Consider the following 20,452-nt stretch of genomic DNA (forward strand, 5'->3'; position numbering starts at 1 on the left):
TTCGGATAATCGAAGGCCATCAGCACCAGCACGCTGAACAGGAACAGCAGCGTCAGCCAGGAGGTGAACGGCGCCCCCGGCATTCTGAAGCTGACCTTTGCCGCTTTCCCTTCCTTGATCGCTTTGCGCAGACGCATCTGACACACCACGATAAAGCCCCAGGAGGCAATGATCCCCAGCGAGGCGACGTTGAGTACGATCTCAAATACCTGAGATGGCACCAGATAGTTGAGGAAAACCCCGACTACATATACCCCCAGCGTCGCCAGGATCCCGGCGTAAGGGACGTGGTGACGGCTCATCTTCGACATAAACTTCGGCGCGGAGCCTCCCATCGACATCGAGCGCAGAATACGCCCGGTACTGTAGAGACCCGAGTTAAGGCTGGAGAGGGCCGCGGTTAACACCACGATGTTCATCACGCTGCCGATATATGGCACGCCCAGCTTTGAGAAGAAGGTAACGAACGGGCTCTGTCCGGCCTGGTAGGCGTTCCACGGCAGAAGCAGCACCAGCAACACTACCGAACCGACATAGAACAGACCGATACGCCAGATCACGCTGTTGATGGCCTTCGGCACCATTGTCTCCGGATCCTTACACTCTCCGGCCGCGGTCCCCACCAGCTCGATGGAGGCGAAGGCGAAGACCACCCCCTGCACCAGCACCAGCGCCGGCAGGAGGCCGTGCGGGAAGAAGCCGCCGTTATCGGTGATCAGATGGAAGCCGGTGGCATTGCCGTCCAGCGGCTTACCGGAGCCGAGGAAAATGGTGCCGACCACGAGAAAGGCGACGATCGCCAGCACCTTAACCAGCGCGAACCAGAACTCCATTTCGGCGAACCACTTCACGCCGATCATATTCATGGTGCCGACGATAGCCAGCGCGCCGAGGGCGAAGACCCACTGCGGCACATCGCCAAACGCGCCCCAGTAGTGCATATACAGCGCCACGGCGGTGATATCGACAATCCCGGTCATCGCCCAGTTAACGAAGTACATCCAGCCGGCCACGTAAGCGGCTTTTTCACCGAGGAACTCCCTTGCATAAGAGACGAAGCTGCCGCTCGAGGGGCGGTGGAGGACCAGTTCGCCGAGGGCGCGAAGAATAAAGAAGGAGAAGATGCCGCAGACCAGATAGACCAGGGCGAGCGCTGGCCCTGCCATTTGTAAACGTGCCCCGGCGCCGAGGAACAAACCGGTACCGATAGCGCCGCCGATGGCGATCATCTGTACCTGACGGTTGCCCATCGCTTTGTGATAACCCGCTTCATGTGAGTTAAGCCAGTGGCGTTTTGCAGCATGATGCTCCGCTGCATTTTCGTGTTTTGTATTCATTGATGTATCAGTTTCCTGTCAATGCCCATGTTTGCAGCCGGAATGGAGGACGGCTGGCACATTATGCTGGCTTTCTCATCATTCTGACGTAGGAGATAAGCTCAGACATGGCGCTGAATCCTACACGTAACCTAATAGTTACGCACCTAAAACATTTACCGAGAGCATTTGACAGATTTATCAATGAGATCAGCGTCGCAGAGTTTCCAGTAACAGCGTGAAAGCGCTGGTATGCTGGCGCCGGCTGGGGTAATAGAGATGGTAGCCGGGGAAGGCGGGGGTCCACTCCGCCAGCACCCGCACCAGCCGGCCGCTGGCTAAGGCCTCCGCCACGCAGTCATCCGGAACGTAGGCCAGCCCGAGGCCCGCCTCCGCCGCGTCGATGCGCTGCGGCAGGCTGTTGAGGATCAGCTGTCCCTCCACCCGCACCTGAATCTCCCGGCCATCGCGGGCAAATTCCCAGGCGTAAAGTCCCCCTCGTGTCGGCAGGCGCAGATTGATGCAGCGATGTTGGGCAAGATCCCAGGGCGTTTGCGGCGTACCGGCCCGCTGCAGATAGGCCGGCGAACCCACCACCGCCATCCGCATATCCGGGGCGATGCGCACGGCAATCATGTCTTTTGCCACCTGTTCGCCGAGACGCACCCCGGCGTCGAAGCGGTCACCCACGATATCCGTAAGCCCATTATCAACAGTGATTTCGATGTTAATATCAGGATATTGCAGCATAAATGGCTTTAGCGCCGGCCAGAGTACCGCGCTGGCGGCATGCTCCCCGGCGGTAATGCGCAGGTTGCCCGCCGGGCGTTCTCGGGTGTCGCGCAATGCAGCCAGGGCCTGCTCGATCTCTTCCAGATGCGGACCGAGGCGCTGAATCAGTCGCTCGCCCGCTTCGGTCGGCACTACGCTGCGGGTGGTGCGGGTTAACAGCCGGACATCGAGCCGCGTTTCGAGATGGCGCATGGCATGGCTGAGCGCCGACTGCGACACGCCAAGCTGGGCCGCCGCGCGGGTAAAGCTGCGTTCACGCGCCACCACCATAAAGGAGAGCAGATCGTTTACGTTCTCTTTTAGCATAATCTTTCCGGATTGATGAATACTGCTCACAGGTACGCAGAGTGTATGCCCGGCCTGAGGATTGTGCCAGCCTGATGGCCGGACGCAGTGGAGCAGAATGGTTATGGCGGATGATTTATTCCTCTGTGCAGGGCAGGTATTGTAGTAGGCCCAAAAAACGCCAGCGCCAGGTGAACCGACATTCGCTGGCGCGGCATGACCGGGGGGACGGCAGCCCGAAAGATGATCCAAGAGTATCGCCAGGCAGAGTCTGGTAACCGGGGAGAAACAGAGATGAATATCAACGTGGTCGGCACCAGCGGCTCAGGCAAATCCACTTTGGCCCGGCGCCTGGCGCACAGGCTGGAATTACCCTGGATCGAACTCGATCGCCTGTACTGGCGGCCGAACTGGCAGGGCGCGCCGGATGAGGCATTTTTCGCCGCCATTGCCGCCGCGACGGCCACGCCGGGCTGGGTGCTGGATGGCAATTACAATCGCAGCCGCAGCGTTAAATGGCGGGCGGTGGATTTGGTGATCTGGGTAGATTATGGTTTCTGGCGCACGCTGCGCCAGGCGGTATGGCGGGCGGCGAGCCGGGCGTGGCGACATCAGGAGCTGTGGCCGGGCACGGGCAACTGCGAGAGTTTTCGCCGTTCGTTCTGCAGCCGGGAATCCATCATCCTCTGGACGCTGAAAACCTGGCGGCAGCATCGCCGACGCTATCTGGCCGATATGCAGGATCCGCAATATCGTCATATTCGCTTCGTCCGGGTGCGCAATCCGCGGCAGGCCGAGGCGCTGCTCCGCGAGCTGGAAGCGCAGCGTTCAGCCGGGCATATCTAATTTTCAGCAGTACACATGTGAATTAATTGTTTCTCAATAGTTAGCAGAGATTTTAATAATGCAGGCACGTACTTTCATATGAGCCTGCGAAATGTCTTATCGAATCAGTATTCTGGATAAAAGTCCGCTTGCCGCCGGGGAAACCGCCGCGCAGGCGCTGGCGCGTACATTAACGCTGGCGCAACACGCCGAAGCCTGGGGCTACCACCGCTTCTGGGTCGCTGAACACCACAATACCGATCAGCTGGCGAGCCCCTCGCCGGAGCTGGTTATCGCCTGGCTGCTGGGCCACACCCGGCGGATCCGTCTTGGGTCCGGCGGCGTCATGCTCCAGCACTATAGCCCCTATAAGGTCGCGGAAAACTTTAACCTGCTGGCCGCCCTCGCGCCGGGCCGCATCGATCTCGGGGTCGGCAAGGCGCCTGGCGGCCTGCCGCTCTCCACCCGCGCCCTGCAGCAGGGCCTGCATCAAGAGGAGAAAGGGACCTTTGCCGATCAGCTGGCGCAGCTGGATAACTGGCTGTCGCTGACTGAGCCCGGGGGAGAGGAGAGCCTACGCGCCACGCCGATCCCGCCGCGCCGGGCAGACGGTTTTCTGCTCGGCGCCAGCCTGGAGAGTGCTGAACTGGCCGCCCGCCTTGACTGGAACTTTGTCTTTGCCGCCCATCTCAATGGCGACAGCGCGCTGCGCCGTGCCGTGTTCAACCGCTGGCGCGAGCTCAGCCCGCGTGAGGCGATGGTCGCCGTCCAGGTGGTGGTTGCGGACGATCCGGCCACCGCCGCCGCGCTGGCGCAGCAGGTCGAGGTGTGGGGCGTCGAGCTGGAGAACGGCCAGCGGGTGACAGTCGGCAGTGAGGCGCAGGCCGTCGCTTTTGCCCGCCAGGCCGGCAGCCGACCGACGCGCATTGCCCGCCGTGAATCTTCGCTGATCTCCGGTACTCCCGAACAGGTTAAAGCCCGGCTTGACGCGCTGCAGGCGGAAGAACAGTTGGATGAACTCATCATTGATACCCCCATTAGCGACGGGCCAGCGCGCCTGCACTCTCTGCGCCTGCTGGCGCAGGCTCACTACGGCAAGGAGGTGCTGAATGTCCTTTGAACAACAACTGATTAGCTGGCGGCGCGAGCTGCACCAGAACCCGGAGCTCTCCCTGCAGGAGGTGGCCACCACCGCGCGGATCCGCGACTGGCTGCAGAGCGGCGGGCTGACCCTGCTGCCCTACGATCTGAAAACCGGGCTGGTCGCCGAAGTCGGCAGCGGCGACAAGGTGATTGCCCTGCGGGCGGACATCGACGCGTTGCCCATCGAGGAGGCGACCGGTCTGCCTTACCGCTCGCAGAATCAAGGGGTAATGCATGCCTGCGGCCACGATATTCACACCAGCGTGATGCTGGGGGCGGCGCTGCTGCTGAAGGAGCGGGAAGCGGAACTCCCGGGGCGGGTGCGGATCCTGTTTCAGCCGGCGGAGGAAAATTTTGGCGGGGCGAAAACCCTGATCCGCGCCGGGGCGCTGGAGGAGGTGTCGGCGATCTTCGGCATGCACAATGAGCCCGGCCTGCCGGTGGGCGAATTTGCCACCCGCGGCGGCGCGTTCTACGCCAACGTCGACCGCTTCGTCTTCAAAGTGACCGGGAAGGGGGCGCATGCCGCCCGCCCACATGAAGGAAGGGATGCGATCCTGCTGGCCAGCCAGCTGGTGACGGTGCTGCAGAGCGTGGCCAGCCGGGAGGTGAACACCCTCGACTCGGTGGTGCTCAGCGTGACGCGGATCCAGGGAGGCAATACCTGGAACGTGCTGCCGGAGAGCGTCGAGCTGGAGGGGACGCTGCGCACCCACAGCAGTGAAGTGCAGCAGCGGGTCAAGGCCCGGGTCAGCGAGATTGCCGCCGGTTTCGCCAGCGCCTTTGGCGCGCAGATTGACGTCTTCTGGTACGCCGGCCCGACGGCGCTGGTCAACGACGCCCGCTGGGCCGATTTCGCCAGCGAGGTGGCAGCCCAGGCCGGGTATCGCACCCACCATGCCGATCTGCATCTCGGCGGCGAAGATTTTGCGGTCTATCTTCAGCATATTCCCGGGGCGTTCGTCAGCATCGGCAGCGCCAGCGAATATGGTTTGCACCATCCGGCATTTAATCCGGATGAACGGCTGATTGCGCCCGCGGCGCACTATTTCGCCCGTCTCGCGGAAGAAGCGTTACAACACATTTAACGAATGACAGGGGAAGGGGTAGCTATGTCTGAAAATCGACAATTGCGTCTGGGAACCATATTGCATGGCGCATCGGGAAATATGTCCGCCTGGCGTCATCCGGCGGCCCAGGCGGACGCCAGTATTAATTTTGCTTTCGTCACCCAGACGGCGCTAAAAGCAGAAGCGGGGAAGCTGGATTTTATTTTTGTCGCCGACGGTTTATATATTAACGAAAAATCGATTCCCCATTTTTTAAATCGCTTCGAACCCTTAACGGTACTTTCCGCGCTGGCCGCGATCACCCGGCGACTGGGGCTGGTGGGGACCTTATCGACTTCGTACAGCGAGCCGTTTACCACCGCCCGCCAGTTCGCCAGCCTTGACCATTTAAGCCAGGGACGGGCGGGGTGGAACGTGGTCACTTCCCCGCTGGAAGGGTCGGCGAAAAACTTCTCCCGGGCCCAACATCCGGATCATGCGCTGCGCTATCGCATTGCCGATGAATACCTGCAGGTGGTGAAAGGCTTATGGGATTCATGGGAAGAAGATGCCTTTGTGCGCAATAAGGAGACTGGTCAGTTCTTTGATAAAAATAAACTGCACACGCTCGACCACCACGGTGATTTCTTTAAAGTTGCCGGGCCGCTAAATATTGCCCGCACGCCGCAGGGTCGACCGATTATTTTCCAGGCCGGCGCATCGGACGACGGCAAGAAATTAGCCGCACGCCACGCCGATGCCATTTTTACCCATCAGGACTCGCTGGCCGAGGCGCAGGCATTTTATCGGGATGTCAAAAGCCAACTCGCCGCATATCAGCGCAGTCCGGACCAACTGCATATTTTCCAGGGCGTCAGCGTCATCGTCGGGGATGACGCCGAGGATGCGGAGCGGCAGTACCAGACCACCGCGGCGTTGGTCTCCATCGAGGATGCCCTGAATTATCTCGGGCGCTATTTCGAACACCACGATTTCTCGCAGTACCCGCTCGACGAACCTTTCCCGGATATTGGCGACCTCGGACAAAACAGCTTCCGCAGCACCACCGACGAGATTAAACGTCACGCCCGCGAGCGGGGCTTAACCCTGCGCCAGGTGGCTCTGGAGGCAGCCAGCCCGCGTCCGCGCTTTACCGGCACCGCCAGCGATGTCGCTGATGGCCTGCAACTGTGGTTCGAGCAGCACGCGGCGGACGGCTTCATTATTCAGGGCGGCACGCCGGAAACCTTCCCGCGCTTTGTGGATGAGGTGGTTCCGCTGTTACAGGCGCGCGGACTGTTCCGTCGCGACTATCCGGGCACCACCCTGCGGGAAAGTCTGGGTCTGGCGCTACCCGCTAATCAATTCCAAAAATAATAAAAGAGAATCACGCTATGCAGAAAACAACACTCTTGCTGGCCGTCGCGTTGGCATTTAGCGCCTCATCGTGGGGTCAGGACGTCAAGATCAATGGCACCGGAGTGAGCCTGGAGGCCAACAAAACGCCGATTCACACAGCGAAAAATCCGCAGGCCATTGCCCTGTTGCCGCAAGATCTGCATCTGGCGGTGCCGGGGAAATTCACCGTCGCGGTGGCGGCTCTGAACTCACCGCCGCTGACGGTCTTCGCCGATGACAACAAAACCCTGCTCGGCAGCGAGGCGGATATCGCCCGGCTGGTGGCGGAGAGCCTCGGCCTGGAAGTAAACGTGGTTCCCACTTCATGGGAAGACTGGCCGCTGGGGGTCACCTCCGGCAAATATGATGCCGCGATCAGCAATATTACCGTCACCAAAGAGCGGAAAGAGAAGTTCGATTTCGCCACCTACCGCAAAGACTCGCTGGGCTTCTACGTCAAAAGCACCAGTCCGCTGAGCAAGATTGACAAAGCGGAAGATATCGCCGGGCTAAAGATTATTGTCGGCTCCGGCACCAACCAGGAGGCGATCCTGCTGGCGTGGAACGCGGAGAACGTCAAGAAGGGGCTGAAGCCGTTTATCCCGGTCTACACCAAGGATGATGCCGCCCAGACGCTGGCCCTGCAGACCGGACGAGCCGACGCCTTCTTCGGCCCCAACGTGATTGGCGCGTGGAAGGCGGCGCTGACCGGCAAAACCAAACTGGTGGGTAGCGTCGATGGCGGCTGGCCGAAAGCGGCGCACATCGCGGTAACGCTGAAAAAAGACAGCGGGCTGGTGAATGCCGTCCAGGCGGCGCTGAACGGGGCTATCGCCAGCGGGGACTACGCCAAAGTGCTTAACCGCTGGGGCGAAGGGGTGGAAAGCATTCCGCAATCGGAAATCAATCCGCCCGGACTGGGCGACTGACAGGAGGCGCGATGAGCGAAGCATTCCGCGATATTTCTCCGGAGGCTCCGGAGCTGCAGCCGATTATTAGCGAGCTGTTTGCCGAATATGCCGCCCGCTACGGCGACTATTTTTCCCGCGATGCGGAAGTGGAGTTAAGTGAGTGGTATGTGCCGCCGCAGGGGCTGTTTATTGTCCTTGAGCGTGAGGGCGAAATTATCGCCACCGGCGCGTATAAGCCGAAGGATCGCCACACCGCGGAGATCAAACGTATCTGGACGCCCCGCCGTCGGCGCCAGCGGGGGCTGGCGGCGAAGGTGGTCCAGGAGCTGGAACGACGGGCGGTGCTGGCCGGGTACAGTCATATCTACCTGACCACCGGTTTCCGTCAGCCGGAGGCGGTAAAGCTCTATCTCAGCCAGGGGTATGAGGCGCAGTTTGACCTCACGCGAGACCCGGAAGAGTACAGTCAGCCGCCGTACGATGGCCGGCTGCGGTTCACTAAAGCGCTGGTGGTGAGCGCCTACAGCCACAGCGCCTGAGGAGGCATTATGCATTCATCTGAAACGATCAAAGTGGTGCCGGCGCGCTATCCGCTGCGGGTGGTCGGGGCTCTGGTCGCCCTGCTGGTGCTGGCGGTGGTGATCCAGTCGGTGGCCTTTAACCCGCGCTGGGAGTGGGGCGTCTTCGCCCGCTGGTTCTTCGACCCGGTGATCCTCGAGGGGCTGGGTCAAACTCTGCTCCTGACCCTGCTCGGCACGGTGTTAAGCGTGATCTTCGGCGGCCTGCTGGCGCTGGCCCGTTTGTCCTCATCGTGGCTGCTCAGCAGTCTCGCCTGGGGCTATATCTGGCTGTTTCGCTCGCTGCCGCTGATTGTGGTGCTGATCATTCTCTATAACTTTTCCTATCTCTACGACACCCTGTCGCTGGGGATCCCGTTTACCGGCGTCACCTGGGCCAGCTATCAGACCATTAACGTGCTGGGGCAATTCTCCACGGCGGTGGTGGGCCTGACCCTGGTGCAGAGCGCCTATACCGCGGAGATTATTCGCGGCGGCTTTCTCGGCGTTGACCACGGGCAGTATGAAGCCGCCGCCGCGCTGGGGCTACCCGCCTGGCGGCGCACGCTGCGCATTATTCTGCCGCAGGCGCTGCGCACCATCTTGCCATCCGGCTTCAACGAGATCATCAGTCTGGCCAAGGGAACGGCGATGGTGTACGTCCTGGCGATGCCGGAACTGTTCTACACCATCCAGATGATCTACAACCGTACCCAGGAGGTGATCCCGCTGTTGATGGTCGGCGCCGCCTGGTATCTGGCGATCACCAGCGTCCTCTCCGCCATTCAGTATCTGGTGGAACGGGGCCTGGCGCGCAGCGAGCGCCGCTCGGCGGTAAACAGCGCCCGCAGCAGCCGTCTGAATCAACCCGCACGTCAACCACAGCCCCAGGAGGCCGTTCATGCCCAGCTCTCATAATGGCCATATCTCTATCACCGGGGTCAGCAAATACTATGGCCGCCACAAGGCGCTGGACGATGTGTCGCTGGAGATCCCCCCGGGCACGGTGACGGTGATCCTCGGCCCTTCCGGCTCGGGCAAGTCCACGCTGCTGCGCACCATAAATCACCTCGAACGGGTCGATGAGGGATTTATTCAGATTGATGGCGACTATATCGGTTATCGCCGCAAAGGCGACAAGCTGTATGAGATGAAAGAAAAGGAAATTCTTCGCCAGCGGATCAACGTCGGCTACGTGTTCCAGAACTTTAACCTGTTTCCGCACCTGACGGTGCTGGAGAACCTGATTGAGGCGCCGATCGCCCACCAGCAGGTCACGCGCAAAGAGGCCATTGCCCGCGCCTATGAGCTACTGGACGTCGTCGGACTGCGCAATAAAGCCGACGCCTGGTCCCGGCATCTCTCCGGCGGCCAGCAGCAGCGTATCGCCATTGCCCGGGCGCTGGCGCTGAACCCGCGGGTGATCCTGTTTGATGAGCCCACTTCGGCGCTGGATCCGGAGCTGGTGGGCGAGGTGCTGGATGTGATCAAAAAGCTGGCACGATCGGGCACCACCCTGGTGGTGGTCACCCATGAGATTGGCTTTGCCCGCGAGGTGGCCGACCAGGTGGTGTTTATGGTCGACGGCAGGATCGTCGAGCAGGGCAGCAGCGACGAGGTGCTCAACCATCCGCAGCATCCGCGTACCCGGCAGTTTTTATCCAGGGTGCTGCCGTCATGAACAGAGCGCTAATGACCCTTGTTCTCAGCGCTTTTGCCATGAGCGCTTACGCGGCGCTGGATCTGCGCGCCAATGAGCAGCCATTGCCGGTCACCCGCGACCCGCAGGCGATAGCGAAAATTCCGCCGGGCTATCGCTTCGTCGAGCCGGGGACGCTAACGGTGGCGATCTCGGCGCTCAATTCGCCGCCGCTGGCCCTGCTGGCCAGCGACAACCGCACGCGGATCGGCAGCGACCCGGATATAGCCCGCCTGCTGGCCGGAAGCCTTGGCCTGAAGCTCAGGCTGGTGCCCACCGCGTGGGAGGACTGGCCGCTGGGCATCGCCTCCGGCCGCTACGATGTGGCGCTGATCAATATCGCGGTAACCGAGAAGCGCAAAGAGAAGTTCGATTTTGCGACTTACCGAGTGGACTCCCTGGCCTTCTCGGTGAAATCCACCAGCGATATCGCCGCGGTAAACGGACCCGCCGACCTTGCCGGGCGCAAAGTGATCGTCGGGTCCGGCACCAATCAGGAGCGGATCCTGCTGGGCTGGAACGAGGACAACCGCGCCGCCGGACGGCCGCAGGCCCAGCCGGTCTACCTGACCGATGATGCCTCCGGCAACCTCTATATCCAGTCCGGGCGGGCGGATATCTTTTTCGGCCCGCAGTCGGTGGCAGCCTATAAAGCGGCGCTTAACGGCCAGACCCGGGTGGTGGGCCTGGGGCCGAAAAAAGCGTGGGTGGCGACAACCACCAAAAAAGGCAACGGCCTGGTCTATGCCCTGCAGGCAGCCCTCGACGGGGCGATTGCCCGCGGTGAATATCAGCAGGTGCTGGCGCGTTGGGGGGAGCAGGGCGAAGCGGTGGCGCAGTCGGTGGTCAACCCGCCGGGGATAACCTACTAACCCCCAGTGGCATGGTGTGCCGGGTGGGTGAGCGGCAAATTTCTGCCTACACTTAGGCTTTACCCTGGAGGCAGACCATGATAACCGTTTATGGCGTGCCGGGATGGGGCTCGACGATTAGCGAGCTGATGCTCTCCCTGGCCGATATTCCCTACGAGGTGGTTGACGTGGAGGGCTTTGACCAGCCCGGTCCGGCGCGCGAGCGTCTGCGGCAGATTAATCCGCTGTGCCAGGTGCCCACCCTGAGGCTGGCCGACGGGAGCATCATGACCGAAACCGCCGCCATCGCGCTGATGATCCTCGACCAGCGTCCCGATCTGGCCCCCGCGCCGGGGACGCCACAGCGTCCGCAGTTTCAGCGCCTGCTGGTCTGGCTGGTGGCCAATGTCTATCCTACCTTTACCTATGCCGATTACCCGGAACGCTGGGCGCCCGCCGCCGCGGAGCAGCTGGTGGAGAATTGTCGCCAGTACCGGAAAAATCTCTATCTCTGGTTCGAACAGCAGCTGGCCGCCGGGCCGTGGGCGCTGGGCGCGTCGGTAACGTTGCTGGATTGCTATATCGCGGCGATGTACCGCTGGGGACCCCGCCAGGCGTGGTTTGACGACCACGCGCCAAAATTCGCCGCCATCGCCCGGGCGGTCTGTCAGCGACCGGAGCTGGCCGCGGCGCTACGCCGTAACAAGCTGATTTAACGCACGCGATGCCAACCAGAACGGCCATTCTGTGGTAGCGTTATGGCTCTCATCACAAGGAGTCTTTGCTATGCCGCATGTTGATATTAAATGTTTTCCCCGTGAACTGACTGATGAACAAAAAACCGCGCTGGCCGCCGACATCACTGAGGTGCTGATCCGCCATCTGAACAGCAAAGAGAGCGCCGTCAGCGTCGCACTCACTCAGGTTGAGCCGGACGCGTGGCAGGCGGTGTGGGACAGTGAGATCGCCCCGCAGATGGCGCAGTTGATTAAGCAGCCGGGTTATAGCATGTAACCCGACACCCGGAGGCGATGCTGCGCATTTGTCCGGGCTACGCGCTCTCAGCGGTCTGCAGTTCCGTAGCCCGGGCAAGGCGCTTTGCGCCGCCCCCGGGGAGGGGCTTCTCCGGCGACGCACTGAGAGAAACAGCATGTTCATCTATCCTAAGCGCCAGAGAGCCAACTGAGGTGTATATGAAAGACGAATTGTTTGCCGATCTGCTGGCGAGTGCAGAAGAAATGGTCAGGATCGAGAAAGGTGAACAAATGCCGATGGAGCAGCACGTTCATACCTTCAGCGAAATTGACGTGAAAGCGATACGTGAAGCCACAGGTTTAAAACAGCAGGACTTTGCAGCGGCCGTTGGCGTTAGCTACGAGTTGGTTAAAAGCTGGGAAACGAAACGACGTCACCCAACCGGTGCAGCCAGAAAACTGCTTTTATTGCTTCAGGGTAATCCATTGATTATCAACTTGTTGAAGGTTGTTTGAAAGGTTATCCTTCGCAAGGAAAATGGCAGAGTTTGCCCTCTTTCGTAACCGGGGCCTTTAAAAAGGAGTGCATTACGTATGGAAACCAACGATTCTATTTTGAAAGAAATCAAGAAATACAGCGCTCATATTGATAGGTTTAGAGCGCGAGCAAACACTCATGGTATCTGGTTGTTTATTGCTACCCTTGGATGCTGGGGGGTAACTGAGCCCAGTATTCGGATATTAGCGTTCGTTATGCTTTTCTTTATTTTTTTTGTTTCTTCTACACGGTAGCTTTCCAGGTGAAAAGCGAACGTTTAAAAAGATTCACGATGATATAAAAAATAAAATAGTTGATAATTTAACACCAGAGCAACAGCAAGAAAGGTTTCACGATCTTCTCATCGTTGAGAAAAAACGAAAATCACTTGTTGGAATTATAAAAACAACCTTTATCTTTTTAGCCTGTTATGGTTTTTATTTTATGAGTTTATATTACTTCATACAGCACTGGCATAGTGACAAAGTAACAGCGTGTATTTAAATCAACCCGTCCTGGCATTTGAGCCGGACGGGCCGTTTGATTAAAACCAAATCTCCGTCTGCACGCCGAAGTTCCATGTCCCACCGGCGGTAAAGCCTTTGCTGCCGAAATCGTCATTTATCGCGTAGCGATCCAGCGCTTTATCCCAGTTCATCCAGGTGGCAAAGAAGCGGATTTCCGGCCGCGCCTTGATATCCAGCACATCGCCCACTTTAAAGGTGGGGGCGAAGGTCAGCTTGTAGAAATCACCGCGCACCGCCTGATACTGATAAACGTTGTCATTATAGCGATAGCTGCGCCCGTTCGGATTGAGATCCATATACTGCCACGAGGCCTCATACAGCAGGGCGAAGTGAGCGGAGATCCCCTGTGATACCCGCAGGTTAAACGTCGCCCAGTCGTAGCGGTCGCCGTCGCGATAGCGGTCTTCGCTGTGCTGGGCTATCACCGACGGCGCCAGCTGCCAGTTTTTCCCCAACGGCAGGATGCCATACGACGCAAAGCGCAGGGAGGCCGCGTTCTCGGTCAGATCGCCATCGCTCCCCGGCTGACGCGCTTCGGCGCCCAGCCCGACGCCGTACTGCAGGGCGCTTTCAGACACCCCTGGCGCCAGGCCATAGAACTGCTGCTTGTCGTGCAGGGCCAGCATCGCGTAGTAGCCGTTTTTGGCGGTGTTATCGCTGCGCAGGGCATAGCTCCCGGTGGTCGAGGTATTATCTTTCAGGTCATCGTTGCCCTGGGCGGTCATCACCGTGGTCATCAGTTGCCAGTTGCCGTAAAAATGGTTGGCGGTGAACAGCAGATTCTGGATGTCATTATCCGCGTAATTATCGCTGCCAAGGTCGCCGAAGTTACGTGCATACACCGAATAGTCGCCGCGCAGGCCGCTTCCCCAGTCGACATCATTGATCCCGCCGCCGGTACCGCCGAGGAACATGATGTCGCTATCGGTAAAGTGGATATCGAAGTTATCCCGATCGAAGCGCTTGCCGGCCCAAATTGAGGCGCGTTTTAACGGACCGGTGAATTCGGCAAAGTTACCCATCTCGACGTACAGCTGACGAATGTTCAGATGGTGGCTGTCGTTATCCTGAACCCACGGATCCGGGTTGGTGGCCCCGTCGGCGAGCATGGTCTTGAAGCGCGCCCATGAGCCATCGTTGAAGGTGAGCTTTTTGCCAAAGCTCAGCTCAGCGTAATTATCTTTTTCGTTACCGAGACGACCGACATGGGCATCGCCGTTGAGCGAACTGGCCGGGGAGACGCCCGGCCCGCCGCGGGCGCCTTTACCATGGCTGTTGACTAACATCCCGGAACGGGCGTAGGCGTTAAAGGTAAACCCATCGTCCGGGGCGCGCTTCGCCAGCTGCTCGCTCAGTTGCTGATTAGTGGCCTGCTGTTTTTGTTCGCGAGCCGTGGTCTGCTGGCTGAGCGCCTGCACCTGCTGCTCCGCCGCCGCGGCGCGCTGCTCGGCGGCGGCAGTTTGCTGTTCTGCCCGCTGCGCGCGGCGGCTGGCCTCGCTGGCCTGCTGTTCAGCGAGATTGAGGCGCGCTTCCAGCTGCGCCAGCCGTTGCTCCACGCTCAAGCCGGCGGCGCTGACGCTGATGAGCGGAAAAAGGGCGCAGCAAACCGCTGCGCTAATCACAGAGATACGCATAAAAATCCTTAATTTATCCAGAGGTTAAATCAGCGGGGGCGCCTTACATGGCGGGGGATTCTCCGGCGGTCGGGGCCGGGGCTGGCGAGGCGCCGCGTCCGGCATCAAGGTCGGCACGAATCTGCTCATACTGATCGTCGAGGCGGTAGAAGCGGCCCATCCACAGCATCGAGGCGAGGATCAATAGCGCCGGAATGTATAGATAGCAGGCCTTGATGGCCAACAGGGCGCTGTCGCTCTGCGTGTGGTTGGCGATATAGCCGCTGGAGGAGAGCAGCACGCCGGTGATAGCCCCGGCACCAGCCATCGCCACCTTGCCGAGAAAACCGTTTATCGAGGTCAGGATCCCTGCGGTATTAATCCCGGTTTTCCACACGCCGTAATCCACCGGGTCGGCCTGCATCGAGAAATAGATAGCCGTGCGTTGGCCGGCGCCGAGGGAGAGGATCACGGCCCCGACGATCAGTCCCAGAACGTGGGCGCCAGACACCATCATAATCCCCATCCCGAGCAGATTGACCGCGCTGGCCACCAGATAGACATGACGTTTTTTCATGCGTCGGGCCAGCAGCGGGACGGTGAGGGTGCCGAGCAGGGGAACGAAGGTGGAGATCCCGGCGATAACCGCCGTCAGCTCGGTATTCCCGACGTAATAATGGAAGAAGTACACCAGGGCCCCGGTCTGAAAGAAAAAGGCACCCCACATCAGAAAGATATTGCTGGCGAAGACCCACCACGGACGATTGGCGCGCAGACTAATCCAGGCGCGTTTCAGGGTCATGCGCTCCCCGGTAAGGGTGATCTTTTCTTCGACGTTGCGAAAGCTCACCAGCAGGAAAAAGGCCGCCAGTACGCCAAAAATCACCGCGGTATAGAGGAATCCCTGCTGCTGGTTGCCTTTGCCTAGCATGCCGACCAGCGGCAGCGTAGCCACGGCGACGATGGTGGCGCCAAGGGAGCCCAGCAAAATGCGCACCGCCGACAGCGTGGTGCGTTCTGCGGAATCACTGGTTAAAAACGGCAGCATGGCGCAGAACGGAATATTCACCAGGGTGTAGAGGAACGACAGACACAGATAGGTGACAAAGGCGTACAGCAGTTTGCCGGTGGTGTCGAAATCCGGCACATAAAAGGCCAGAATACACAGCAGGCCAAAAGGCAGGGCGCCGATCAGCAGCCAGGGGCGGCAGCGCCCCCAGCGGGTGGTGGTATTGTCGATCACCAGCCCCATCAGCACGTCGGCCACGCCGTCTACCAGCCGGGTGACCAGGAACATCAGGCCGACATAATAGGCCGGGAGACCCATGACGTCGGTGTAAAAGAACATCAGATACAGAGAGATCATCTGCCACACAAGGTTGCAGGAGAGATCGGCAATGCCATAGCCAAGGCGCTGCCGCCACAGGGTAAACGTTGTTTCTGCCATAAATCACTCGCTTATCGTTGTTGTTAAAGTCCGTACTGGCGAATAAACCAGGCCGGGGTACAGCTCCACGCATGGCAGTAACTGTTGATAAGCTTACTGCCATACGGGGAAAAGTCAGGATGTTGGGGGTCGAAAATTTCCCAGAAGGTGTCGGCGCCGTAGGCGACCATCGCCCCCCAGTAGGCTTTGATCTCCGCCACCGCCTCCTCGCGCAGGCCGGACTGTAGCAGGGCAACAATGTGATGATGACGCAGGTACGGGGTGTTCATGGCAATGGCGGGCGGCTGCTGCTGCAGGCGGCGCATCAGCCCCTGACGCTGCCCGGCGGTGCCAACTTCCGCCAGCACCAGCCAGATCTGCGACGCCCATGAGACCTGACGCACGGCGCCGCTGATAAACACCTGCCGCTCGTTGTCCCACAGGTGGTGGAGGGCGGCCTCCTTCAGCTGCCAGAGCGTGGCAGTGTAGTCAGGTACCCGCTGCGGTTCAAAACGCTGCGCCAGCCAGAGGGCGCGCTGCAGACAGTAGATGAGCACCCCCTGCGCCGAGGCCTGTTTATTCAGCTCCGCCTGCCAGTCGATAAATACCCACCAGTCATCGCTGTCGCGCACCAGCCCCTGAGAATCGCAGCGGGTCAGCGCCAGCTCGATTTGCCGCCGCGCCGTGGGCCACAGCTCACCGACGGTTTCCGTGTCGCCGGTGCTTTGCAGGTAGTTATAAAGCACGTCGACAAAAAACAATGAGTAATCAAACAGAAAGGTGTCATCGGCGCGTACCTCTGGCTGAACAAAGACATTGGCGGAAACCATGCCATCTTCCCGGGTATGGCCGGCAAAGAGATACAGGCAGCGGCGGACCAGATCGTGGTGGCCGAAGGTCACGTCATTCACCTGCGCCTGCAGGCGCAGGTCGCCCAGCCACAGCCGACGGTCGCGTTTCGGCCCATCTTCAAACACCTCCTGCATGCAGTTTTTCAGGGTACGAACGGCAACGTCATCAATGGCTTTCAACTGCGGATCGGCGATGACCGCCGGGTGCGGGCTGCCGGCAGAGGTGACGGTTTCCAGAGCGATCTCATCGAACTGCAGACGAAACTTGCGCGACAGCGCTTTGACCTCCACCTTCAGGTAGCGCAGGCAATAGCGACGTGGCAGAGCGACCCGGGCGGGCAGGACGTCAAGCCACAGATCCTGCTGCTGCAACCAGCTGCTGCTCAGCCATCCCTGGTATTCGCTGAACGGCTCACAGACTTCGCTCAGCGTCTCGCCGAAGGTGAAGTGCAGATGTGCCGGGGCATCGGGCGGGCTGCCGACGCTGCGGCAGCTGAACTGCAGGTAGCCAACAAAATGGCTGCCAAAATCAATAATGATGCTGTCGCCGACGTTGAGCGGTTGCTGATAAAACTGTTCCGGCGTGCGGACGGTATTCCCCCGCCAGCCGTTCAGCGCTCCTGGTTCAGCGACGGCCTCGACGATGGCCTGCGGCGTCTGGCGCAGGCGTTGCAGCGCGGGCGTCAGGTCGGCCGCACGCTGTAAAAAGCGCGGATGACGGATCATCGCCACGCTGGAATTGTATTGAATTGCTTGTGACATACTGCGTCCTCTCCGTTAGGTTAGGCGCAGCATAGGCCGTCGTCCGACGCGGCTACCACTCTGGCAATGCCAAACCGTCAGTGAAAATGGCAGGAATAATGAGGTGGGGGCGCTGGCGATCACAAATCCGCACATCGGGCGCGTGCCGAGGGCCGGAATAGATTATCGTGCCCCTGCGCCATAGGTTGTTCAGGATTTGCTGTAATGATGACACTGACCGTTGAGTATTATTTCACCCATCCCCAGGATAAGCTCGGCATGTACGCCAGTGACCCGGAGGATAATAGCCAGGAGCATGGCCATGAATTTGCCGAACTGGTGATCGTCGAGGAGGGGCATGGGTTACACGTTATTAATGGTCGCCCGCTGTATATCCAACAGGGAGACGTATTTTACGTCCAGCCTGGCGATGTGCATTATTATGATGAGCTGGGGACGCTGAAGCTGATTAATGTCTTAATTAATCCGGCGGTGGCCTTTGGCTATTTACAGCAGATGGAGGGATTGCTGCAGCAATTATCCGCGCAGCGCGCCGCCTGCTATGGCTGGCTGGCGCCGGAGACTCGCAGCTATTGCCGGGAACTGGTGGAAAAGATATTTTCCCCGGCGCTGAGGGCGGCGGATAATACCCCGCTACGGGAGTCTCTCTTTTTCCAGCTGGTGACCACCATTCTCACAGCCGAGTCGGAAGCCGAATATAGCAGCACTCGCTATAAACTGCATAAATTACTCACCTGGCTTCAGGAGCACTGTTTCGAAGAACATAACTGGCAGCAGCTGGCGGAGCAATTTCATCTCACCACCCGCACCGCGTTTCGCCATATTAAAGAGGCCACCGGATTAACCCCGGATAATTATCTGAAACGTCTGCGGCTGGTCTCCGCGCGGGTCAAATTACGCGAAACGGAGATGACCATTACCGAAGTGGCTTATCTGTGCGGCTTCGCCAACAGCAACCACTTTACCACCCTGTATAAAAAAGTGTTTGGCCTGACCCCCAGCGCCGATCGCCGCCGCCCACCGGGTTAAAAGGGGGCCGCAGGCCGGGCAGGGGAAAAACCGGCCGCCCGCGGCAAGTCACGCTTATTCGTCGAGGGAGTTTGCCCGCACATGACGGCCGCTGGCGACAAAATTGCCGGTGCCAAGATGATGCAGGGTATTGAGCTTATCGTCGTCGAATTGCCAGCGTCCGGTGACGAACGCGCGCTCATCGGCGGCGGCAGAGACCACCTCCCCGAACAGGGTGTCGTACTGGGTCTGGGCCGCCGTCGCCGGCAGCAACCGGCACTCCATCCATGCCAGACATTTCTCCTCGATCAGCGGCAGCCCCAGCTCCGGACCGGTTACTACCGGGATCCCCCAGGCATTGAATTTGTCCTCATCGCGGCCGCTGACGCTGCCGACGGCGTAGGTCCAGCTGGCGGCTGCGACGCCGGGAACTACAATGCCGAAGGTGCCATTGCGCTCGATGATCTCCCGCGTCCAGGTGCTTTTATCCACCACGATAGCCACCCGCGGCGGGGCGAATTCCACCGGCATTGACCAGGCGGCGGCCATTACGTTGCGCCGGTCGGACGGGGCATCGTAGCTGGTGATCAAAATGGTTGGGCCGTGGTTGAGCAGGCGGCTGGCGTACTGCAGTTCAACGTGGCGAAAGCGGCTCATAGGCGTTCCTTGAATAATGGGTCGGTTGGCAGGTAACACGTTAAGCCGCAATGAAAATGTAATCAATACGTCATCTCGTCTGACTATAGTCGCCAGCACTAAGTCCCAAAGAGGATCACAATATGTTGGCTCCCCTGATGCTATCCCAGGTGAGCGTGCCCCGTCGGATGTCGACCGCCGGGCTGGTCTCGCTGTCCCGAAAGGGAGGGCGATGATGCGCACGCTGACCCCTATCACCCTGCAGGAGGTCTCTTTCGCCTTCGCAGAGACCCCTATTCTTGACCGCTTCACGTTGCATATCGAACCCGGCCGCATCGTGGCGCTACTGGGCCCTTCCGGCTGCGGCAAAAGCACGCTGCTGCGTCTGCTGGCCGGGCTGAGCGTGCCGGCCAGCGGCGAAATCCGCTTTGGCGACAGGCTGGTCGCCCGCGCAGGATGGGGATTGCCCCCGGAGCAGCGCGATATCGGCATGGTTTTTCAGGATTATGCCCTCTGGCCGCATATGAGCGTGGCGCAGAACGTCGCCTTTCCGCTGCGCATGCGCGGCGTCTCCCGCAGCGAACGCGAGCGCCGGGTCAGCGAGGCGCTGGCGCGGGTAGGCCTCAACGGCTTTGCCGAACGTAAGCCTTCAGGCCTCTCCGGCGGTCAGCAGCAGCGGGTGGCGCTGGCGCGGGCGATCGTCGCCGCGCCGCGGGGGCTGCTGTTTGATGAACCGCTCTCCAACCTGGATAGCGAACTGCGCGAATCGCTGTGCGGCGAAATGAGCCGCCTGTTGCGACAGCTCGGCATCACCGCCGTGTATGTCACCCATGATCGACGTGAAGCCGAGCTGTTAGCTGACCAGATTGTCTATTTATCCGCGGGCCGCGTGGCCGCTGTCCGCGCCGTTACGCCAACCTCAGGGGAAGTTGCATGAACACCGTTATGACCGTTAAGAAAGGAGTGGTACTCGCGATGGCTCTTTCCGCCATGATGCTCTCCAGCGCCCATGCGCTGACCGTTTACACCGCCGGACCCGGCTCGCTGGCGAAAAGCCTGGCCAGCGGTTTTGAACAACAGACCGGGGTGAAGGTGACGGTTTTCCAGGCCACCACCGGCAAAGTAATGGCCCGACTGGAGGCCGAGCAGGCCAACCCGCAGGCGGATGTGCTGATCTCCGCCTCGTGGGATACCGCCGAAGATCTGCACCAGCGGGGCTGGTTGCTGCCTTTTGCGAGCGCCAATGCCGACCAGGTACCGGCGAACCTGAAATCGGCGGACTATATCGCCC

Annotated in this window: 19 protein-coding genes and 1 pseudogene; 14 read left to right on the plus strand and 6 right to left on the minus strand. The window is 60.0% G+C overall.

All coding sequences use genetic code 11. The features are described from left to right. On the minus strand, nt 1-1,337 hold a 1,337-nt coding region (gene ansP / locus HMPREF9538_RS21670), incomplete at its 3' end, for an L-asparagine permease (protein WP_032457009.1). Nucleotides 1,338-1,526: 189 nt separating this feature from the next. Continuing rightward, nucleotides 1,527-2,414: a LysR family transcriptional regulator gene (locus HMPREF9538_RS21665; RefSeq protein ID WP_002906776.1), complete on the minus strand. Its 888-nt coding sequence runs from the start codon at nt 2,412-2,414 to the stop codon at nt 1,527-1,529. A gap of 273 nt (nt 2,415-2,687) precedes the next feature. Between HMPREF9538_RS21665 and HMPREF9538_RS21660 the strand changes: the two genes are divergently transcribed. The 11 genes and pseudogenes from HMPREF9538_RS21660 to nadS all read left to right on the plus strand — a co-directional run bounded on the left by HMPREF9538_RS21660 (nt 2,688) and on the right by nadS (nt 12,316). Then, nucleotides 2,688-3,239: an adenylate kinase gene (locus tag HMPREF9538_RS21660; protein WP_004180132.1), complete on the plus strand. Its 552-nt coding sequence runs from the start codon at nt 2,688-2,690 to the stop codon at nt 3,237-3,239. Between the two features lie 91 nt (nt 3,240-3,330). Further along, nucleotides 3,331-4,338 carry an MsnO8 family LLM class oxidoreductase gene (locus HMPREF9538_RS21655; protein WP_004151219.1) on the plus strand — a complete coding sequence of 336 codons (1,008 nt, stop codon included), beginning with the start codon at nt 3,331-3,333 and terminating at the stop codon, nt 4,336-4,338. After that, nucleotides 4,328-5,449, plus strand: coding sequence for a M20 peptidase aminoacylase family protein (locus HMPREF9538_RS21650; protein WP_004180131.1), 1,122 nt, complete (start codon nt 4,328-4,330; stop codon nt 5,447-5,449). The genes HMPREF9538_RS21655 and HMPREF9538_RS21650 overlap by 11 nt, the downstream gene beginning before the upstream one ends. A gap of 24 nt (nt 5,450-5,473) precedes the next feature. After that, nucleotides 5,474-7,737: pseudogene (locus tag HMPREF9538_RS32760) on the plus strand (NtaA/DmoA family FMN-dependent monooxygenase). Between the two features lie 11 nt (nt 7,738-7,748). Then, nucleotides 7,749-8,258, plus strand: a complete 510-nt coding sequence (locus HMPREF9538_RS21635) for a GNAT family N-acetyltransferase (RefSeq protein WP_009484258.1) — start codon at nt 7,749-7,751, stop codon at nt 8,256-8,258. Between the two features lie 9 nt (nt 8,259-8,267). Beyond that, complete coding sequence (locus tag HMPREF9538_RS21630) at nt 8,268-9,194, plus strand: amino acid ABC transporter permease (RefSeq protein WP_004189808.1); 927 nt, start codon at nt 8,268-8,270, stop codon at nt 9,192-9,194. After that, the gene (locus HMPREF9538_RS21625; RefSeq protein WP_002906697.1) at nt 9,178-9,957 is read left to right on the plus strand and encodes an amino acid ABC transporter ATP-binding protein; all 780 of its coding nucleotides are present in this window, start codon (nt 9,178-9,180) and stop codon (nt 9,955-9,957) included. Before HMPREF9538_RS21630 ends, HMPREF9538_RS21625 begins: the two co-directional genes overlap by 17 nt. A gap of 38 nt (nt 9,958-9,995) precedes the next feature. Next, entirely contained in the window at nt 9,996-10,847 is an 852-nt protein-coding gene (locus tag HMPREF9538_RS21620) for a transporter substrate-binding domain-containing protein (protein WP_014343117.1), read from the plus strand. Nucleotides 10,848-10,924: 77 nt separating this feature from the next. Then, nucleotides 10,925-11,542: a glutathione S-transferase family protein gene (locus tag HMPREF9538_RS21615; RefSeq protein ID WP_004175955.1), complete on the plus strand. Its 618-nt coding sequence runs from the start codon at nt 10,925-10,927 to the stop codon at nt 11,540-11,542. 70 nt (nt 11,543-11,612) lie between these two features. After that, the gene (gene pptA / locus HMPREF9538_RS21610; RefSeq protein ID WP_004175957.1) at nt 11,613-11,840 is read left to right on the plus strand and encodes a tautomerase PptA; all 228 of its coding nucleotides are present in this window, start codon (nt 11,613-11,615) and stop codon (nt 11,838-11,840) included. A gap of 179 nt (nt 11,841-12,019) precedes the next feature. Further along, the gene (gene nadS / locus HMPREF9538_RS21605) at nt 12,020-12,316 is read left to right on the plus strand and encodes a NadS family protein (protein WP_004148529.1); all 297 of its coding nucleotides are present in this window, start codon (nt 12,020-12,022) and stop codon (nt 12,314-12,316) included. A gap of 566 nt (nt 12,317-12,882) precedes the next feature. Here the strand turns inward: nadS and HMPREF9538_RS21595 are convergent. Genes HMPREF9538_RS21595 through HMPREF9538_RS0127015 form a run of 3 tightly spaced genes read right to left on the minus strand, consistent with a single transcriptional unit; the run spans nt 12,883 to nt 17,517 of the window. Further along, nucleotides 12,883-14,499: a carbohydrate porin gene (locus tag HMPREF9538_RS21595; protein WP_004151221.1), complete on the minus strand. Its 1,617-nt coding sequence runs from the start codon at nt 14,497-14,499 to the stop codon at nt 12,883-12,885. Nucleotides 14,500-14,542: 43 nt separating this feature from the next. Next, nucleotides 14,543-15,925 carry an MFS transporter gene (locus HMPREF9538_RS21590; RefSeq protein WP_009484259.1) on the minus strand — a complete coding sequence of 461 codons (1,383 nt, stop codon included), beginning with the start codon at nt 15,923-15,925 and terminating at the stop codon, nt 14,543-14,545. A 23-nt stretch (nt 15,926-15,948) separates the two neighbouring features. Continuing rightward, entirely contained in the window at nt 15,949-17,517 is a 1,569-nt protein-coding gene (locus HMPREF9538_RS0127015) for a family 78 glycoside hydrolase catalytic domain (RefSeq protein ID WP_020316449.1), read from the minus strand. A gap of 204 nt (nt 17,518-17,721) precedes the next feature. On the opposite strand from HMPREF9538_RS0127015, the gene HMPREF9538_RS21585 reads away from it, so the two are divergent. Next, complete coding sequence (locus tag HMPREF9538_RS21585; protein WP_004180112.1) at nt 17,722-18,546, plus strand: helix-turn-helix domain-containing protein; 825 nt, start codon at nt 17,722-17,724, stop codon at nt 18,544-18,546. Nucleotides 18,547-18,600: 54 nt separating this feature from the next. Here the strand turns inward: HMPREF9538_RS21585 and HMPREF9538_RS21580 are convergent, their stop codons facing one another. Next, nucleotides 18,601-19,182, minus strand: a complete 582-nt coding sequence (locus tag HMPREF9538_RS21580; RefSeq protein WP_004151228.1) for a flavin reductase family protein — start codon at nt 19,180-19,182, stop codon at nt 18,601-18,603. Between the two features lie 211 nt (nt 19,183-19,393). On the opposite strand from HMPREF9538_RS21580, the gene HMPREF9538_RS21575 reads away from it, so the two are divergent. Both HMPREF9538_RS21575 and HMPREF9538_RS21570 read left to right on the plus strand, forming a co-directional pair. Continuing rightward, nucleotides 19,394-20,098 carry an ABC transporter ATP-binding protein gene (locus HMPREF9538_RS21575; RefSeq protein ID WP_009484261.1) on the plus strand — a complete coding sequence of 235 codons (705 nt, stop codon included), beginning with the start codon at nt 19,394-19,396 and terminating at the stop codon, nt 20,096-20,098. Further along, nucleotides 20,095-20,452, plus strand: a 358-nt coding sequence (locus HMPREF9538_RS21570) for a substrate-binding domain-containing protein (RefSeq protein WP_009484262.1), incomplete at its 3' end; no start/stop codon positions are given. The genes HMPREF9538_RS21575 and HMPREF9538_RS21570, both read left to right, overlap by 4 nt.

This window comes from Klebsiella sp. MS 92-3 (genome assembly GCF_000195655.1).
Lineage (GTDB): Bacteria > Pseudomonadota > Gammaproteobacteria > Enterobacterales > Enterobacteriaceae > Klebsiella > Klebsiella pneumoniae.

Bases quoted from the DNA above. Each gene is read 5' to 3' on its own strand.
- HMPREF9538_RS21665 (WP_002906776.1), bottom strand. From the start codon at position 2,414: ATGCTAAAAGAGAACGTAAACGATCTGCTCTCCTTTATGGTGGTGGCG.
- HMPREF9538_RS21660 (WP_004180132.1), top strand. From the start codon at position 2,688: ATGAATATCAACGTGGTCGGCACCAGCGGCTCAGGCAAATCCACTTTG.
- HMPREF9538_RS21655 (WP_004151219.1), top strand. From the start codon at position 3,331: ATGTCTTATCGAATCAGTATTCTGGATAAAAGTCCGCTTGCCGCCGGG.
- HMPREF9538_RS21650 (WP_004180131.1), top strand. From the start codon at position 4,328: ATGTCCTTTGAACAACAACTGATTAGCTGGCGGCGCGAGCTGCACCAG.
- HMPREF9538_RS21635 (WP_009484258.1), top strand. From the start codon at position 7,749: ATGAGCGAAGCATTCCGCGATATTTCTCCGGAGGCTCCGGAGCTGCAG.
- HMPREF9538_RS21630 (WP_004189808.1), top strand. From the start codon at position 8,268: ATGCATTCATCTGAAACGATCAAAGTGGTGCCGGCGCGCTATCCGCTG.
- HMPREF9538_RS21625 (WP_002906697.1), top strand. From the start codon at position 9,178: ATGCCCAGCTCTCATAATGGCCATATCTCTATCACCGGGGTCAGCAAA.
- HMPREF9538_RS21620 (WP_014343117.1), top strand. From the start codon at position 9,996: ATGAGCGCTTACGCGGCGCTGGATCTGCGCGCCAATGAGCAGCCATTG.
- HMPREF9538_RS21615 (WP_004175955.1), top strand. From the start codon at position 10,925: ATGATAACCGTTTATGGCGTGCCGGGATGGGGCTCGACGATTAGCGAG.
- pptA (WP_004175957.1), top strand. From the start codon at position 11,613: ATGCCGCATGTTGATATTAAATGTTTTCCCCGTGAACTGACTGATGAA.
- nadS (WP_004148529.1), top strand. From the start codon at position 12,020: ATGAAAGACGAATTGTTTGCCGATCTGCTGGCGAGTGCAGAAGAAATG.
- HMPREF9538_RS21595 (WP_004151221.1), bottom strand. From the start codon at position 14,499: ATGCGTATCTCTGTGATTAGCGCAGCGGTTTGCTGCGCCCTTTTTCCG.
- HMPREF9538_RS21590 (WP_009484259.1), bottom strand. From the start codon at position 15,925: ATGGCAGAAACAACGTTTACCCTGTGGCGGCAGCGCCTTGGCTATGGC.
- HMPREF9538_RS0127015 (WP_020316449.1), bottom strand. From the start codon at position 17,517: ATGTCACAAGCAATTCAATACAATTCCAGCGTGGCGATGATCCGTCAT.
- HMPREF9538_RS21585 (WP_004180112.1), top strand. From the start codon at position 17,722: ATGATGACACTGACCGTTGAGTATTATTTCACCCATCCCCAGGATAAG.
- HMPREF9538_RS21580 (WP_004151228.1), bottom strand. From the start codon at position 19,182: ATGAGCCGCTTTCGCCACGTTGAACTGCAGTACGCCAGCCGCCTGCTC.
- HMPREF9538_RS21575 (WP_009484261.1), top strand. From the start codon at position 19,394: ATGATGCGCACGCTGACCCCTATCACCCTGCAGGAGGTCTCTTTCGCC.